At 29.8% G+C, this 4,113-nt stretch carries 3 protein-coding genes; all 3 read left to right on the plus strand.

Features of this window, described 5'->3' with window-relative positions:
• The first annotated feature begins 414 nt into the window (after positions 1-414).
• The 3 genes from nifE to MBFIL_RS02905 are packed head-to-tail and all read left to right on the plus strand — an operon-like array spanning position 415 to position 3,735.
• The gene (nifE, locus tag MBFIL_RS02895) at positions 415-1,863 is read left to right on the plus strand and encodes a nitrogenase iron-molybdenum cofactor biosynthesis protein NifE (RefSeq protein WP_084266277.1); all 1,449 of its coding nucleotides are present in this window, start codon (positions 415-417) and stop codon (positions 1,861-1,863) included.
• 40 nt (positions 1,864-1,903) lie between these two features.
• On the plus strand, positions 1,904-3,376 hold the full coding sequence (nifN, locus tag MBFIL_RS02900) for a nitrogenase iron-molybdenum cofactor biosynthesis protein NifN (protein ID WP_066971317.1): 1,473 nt from the start codon (positions 1,904-1,906) through the stop codon (positions 3,374-3,376).
• Positions 3,377-3,411: 35 nt separating this feature from the next.
• On the plus strand, positions 3,412-3,735 hold the full coding sequence (locus tag MBFIL_RS02905; protein ID WP_066971320.1) for a NifB/NifX family molybdenum-iron cluster-binding protein: 324 nt from the start codon (positions 3,412-3,414) through the stop codon (positions 3,733-3,735).
• Positions 3,736-4,113 lie beyond the last annotated feature (378 nt).

The following is a 4,113-nucleotide window of genomic DNA, read 5'->3' on the forward strand; positions in this document are numbered from 1 at the left end:
AAACCCCACCAAGAAAAAATAGAACCAATTGTAGAAGAAGTTTCTGAAATAAGAAAAAAATAAAGAAGCAATGTTTAATTTAAGGCAATTCTATAGAATCGATTAAATCCTTAACTTAACAGCTGTGTGTTTAATACTTATTTATTTTAAATTTATAATCTTTAAATTAATAATAAAAAACGAAATAATAGCTAATCAGGACATATAATGAACTATTTTACAATTGTACTATTCCATAATAGACCATTCTATAATTATACTATCCTATAAGTAGATTATTCTACAACTAGACTATTAAAATAGATTAAAATAGATATTTACAATTAATTGTTAATAGACTTATTAATATTCAATATATTAACGCGAAAACTGATTTAAGATAAAATAATCATGATAACCTAATAAGGAGATACTATGGAAGAGAAGAGCAGTACCATAGAACCAATTATTGAAACTTTCAAATCACGTGAAAAACATATGTGTGTTAAGAGAGGAGCATTATCTCTTCCAGAATGTGATACTCCAGGAATTCCTGGAACTGTAACTCAAAGAACATGTGTATTTGGAGGAGCAAGAATCGTGCTCATGCCAATAACTGATGCATTACACCTTGTTCATGGTCCAATCGGATGTGCATCGTGTACATGGGACATTAGAGGAAGTAAATCCTCAGGTTCAAAACTATATAAACAAGGATGTTCAACTGACTTAAAAGAAAAAGATATTGTATTTGGTGGTGAGAGGAAACTTTATGATTCGATAATTGAATTACATAAACTTCACGACCCTGGTGCAATATTTGTATATGCAACATGTGTATCTGGTGTTATTGGAGACGATATTAAAAGTGTAGCTAAGCAAGCTGAAAAAATCACTGGGTGTAGAGTAATACCTGTACAATCCGAAGGATTTCAAGACCATAATAAAACAAAAGGTCATTGGATTGGATGTGATGCACTTATAGATAATGTTATTGGAACATCAGATATTGAAAAAACAAGCCCTTATGATATAAATATCATTGGAGAATTCAATGTAGCTGGGGACCTATGGGGCATAGAACCACTACTTGAATATTTAGGACTTAATATAATAAGTACAATTACAGGAGATTCCAAAATAGAAGATATAGCTAAAGCACATCATGCTAAACTTGATATTGTTCAATGCCAAAAATCTTCAAATTACTTAGCTAAAAAAATGAAGAAAAAATATGGAATTCCTTCTCTTAAAGTTAATTTCTTTGGAATTCAAAGTACAATAACATCTATAACTGAAATTGTGGAGTTTTTCGATAATGAAGAGATGAAAGAAAGAGCTATTGATCTCATTGAAAATGGAGTAGAAACTCTGGATGCTGAACTTAAAGAATACAGAGATAGACTCAATGGTAAAACAGTAGCTTTATATGTTGGAGGTAACAAAGCATGGTCTCTTGTAAATGCATTTGAAGAATTAGGCATGGAAGTTATAATGTCTGGAACAAAAAATGGAATAAAAGAAGACTATGAAAATATAAGAGATGTTGTAAAAGAAGGAACCTTAATTGTTGATGATGCAAACTCAACTGAATTAATGAGACTACTTAAAAAATATAAGCCAAATCTCCTGATTTCAGGAGCAAAAGAAAAATATATAGCTTTAAAACTTGGCGTAGCATTTTGTGATTTTAACCATGACAGAATATCAGCATTCGCAGGATTTAGAGGATTTTTAGAATTTGCAAAAGAAGTAGATGCTGCAGTATCAACACCAGTGTGGAATGTTGTTGGAGATAAACTTAATGATAAAATTATGAAAGAATCTAAAAATAATAACGTTTTTAGAAAAGATAAAAAGAAGATAAAGATAAGAAGAAGATAATATTGTATTAAATAGCGAAAATACATTGGAGAGTTATTAAATGAATGATTGTAATAATCCCAAATCAGAAGAGAACTGTGATAAAAAATTCGCTGTTGTGAACCCAACAAGAATGTGTCAGCCAATGGGAGCAGTCCAAGCTATGATGGGTGTTAAAGGAGCAATGCCCCTGATTCATGGTTCACAAGGATGTGCTACATATATGAGATTCCAATTAATAAGACACTTTAGAGAACCAATAGAAGTAGCATCAACATCACTTAGTGAAAAAACTGTGATTTATGGAGGAGAACCAAATTTACTTAAAGCATTGAAAAATATTTCTGAAAAACAAAACCCTGAAATGATTTGTGTAATGAGCTCATGTTTAACCGATACCATAGGCGATGACATTGGAGGAATTATAAGAAAATTTGAAGATGCTAATATTGGATTGGATATACCTGAAATGATTCCAATTCCAACACCCAGCTATGCAGGTTCGCATATAGAAGGATATGATAAAGCTATATTAGCATTAGTAGAACATTTTGGAAGAATTTCAACCTCGAATAATAAGATTAATCTTATAATGGGAAATATGTCCCCTGCAAACAATCAAGAAGTAAAAAATTTGATGAATGATTTAGGAGCTAAAGCAATCATATTAACAGATGTCTCAGAAACCCTTGATGGTCCATTAAATGAAAGTACTTTAGAATTACATCAAGAAGGAACAAGTCTAAAGGAAATTGAAGATACTCCAAACTCAATAGCTACAATATCTTTATCTAAACATGCAGATTCTGCAGGTAAATATTTGAAAGAACATTTTAATGTTGAATCTATCTCAGGTCCACTACCAGTTGGAATTAAAAATACTGATGAGTTTGTAATGAATGTGTGTGATTTAATAGGAGTTGATGTTCCTAAAAAGGTAGAAAGAGATAGAGGAAGGCTCCAAGATGCTCTTGTAGATGCTCATGCATATAACTACAGGAAAAAAGTAGCTATTTATGGTGATCCAGATACAGTAATAGCTATTGCTCATATGATCAGTGAAATGGGAATGATTCCAAAAATATTATGTACAGGTATTAAAAGTGAAAGGTTTATAGAGGACATCAAAGAATTATCAAGAGATATTAATTTTAATCCCATAATATTAGCAGATAAAGACATTTATGACTTAGAACAAACTTTAAACAATCATAGTGTCGATCTTTTAATTGGAAACGCATATGGTGCGTCTTTAGCTAATAAATTCAACATCCCTCTGTTTAGAATAGGTTTTCCAATATTCGATAGAATTGGATCCCAAAGAATCACATTTGTAGGATACACTGGAGGAATACGATTTGTTGATGCATTAACTAATATGATTTTAGATTATTACTATGATGCTGAAGGATATAAACTATCTAAAGAAGAACTTTCATTTACTCCAAAATCTATTAATAATCCTATTAATGATTCTAATGACACTATTAATCCTGTTAATCCTATTGATGATGAAATAGCTAATAGCTATTAAAAACCATGAAAAATAGCTTAAATTAAGGTAATTATATGAAAATAGCTGTAGCTTCAACTGATGGAAACGTAGTTGATCTTCATTTCGGAGATACTAACCAATTTTTTATATTTAATATAAAGTCTAATGAAAATGAATTTGAAGAAATTAGGAAAAAAACAGATATCACTTTAGAAGATCATACTGAACGATGGAGATCATCAATTGACTTAATTGACGATTGTAAAGCAGTCATATGTAGAAAAATAGGAAAAGAACCCCATATAGAACTTAGAAAAATGGGAATTAAAGCAATAAGTTTAGACTGTAAAGTAAAAGACGCTGTAAAAGAGTGTTCTAAGCATTTAAAAATAGATTGAACATTACATCTTTTATTAAAATTCACTAGCTGGAATATGACATCCTTGATAAACTAATCTTATGTAGTACAATAATAATTAAACAATCAAAGCAACAATTATTCCTAAGCCCTAATTAACATAAATAAGAGGATTATTTTTCTCACTATTATTTTAATTATAATCCTGAACTAACTGTAACATTCTTTTTATTTTTCTTAAAATAGTTATTATCCAATAATAACTTTTTGTTTTTATCTTTTTTATTTTTATCTTGGCTGTGCAATAATTATTTTTTGATTCTTTTTAGTTATGCTTAGTTTTAAATATTATGGGGTGTAATATATTATTAGTGTTTTTTAGTTTTTGTTGAGTTGGTGTTTATGGTTTTGCATGAAG

The organism is Methanobrevibacter filiformis (genome assembly GCF_001639265.1).
Taxonomy (GTDB): domain Archaea; phylum Methanobacteriota; class Methanobacteria; order Methanobacteriales; family Methanobacteriaceae; genus Methanacia; species Methanacia filiformis.

Coding starts and splice junctions, on each gene's coding strand:
- nifE (WP_084266277.1), top strand. CDS start 415: ATGGAAGAGAAGAGCAGTACCATAGAACCAATTATTGAAACTTTCAAA.
- MBFIL_RS02905 (WP_066971320.1), top strand. CDS start 3,412: ATGAAAATAGCTGTAGCTTCAACTGATGGAAACGTAGTTGATCTTCAT.
- nifN (WP_066971317.1), top strand. CDS start 1,904: ATGAATGATTGTAATAATCCCAAATCAGAAGAGAACTGTGATAAAAAA.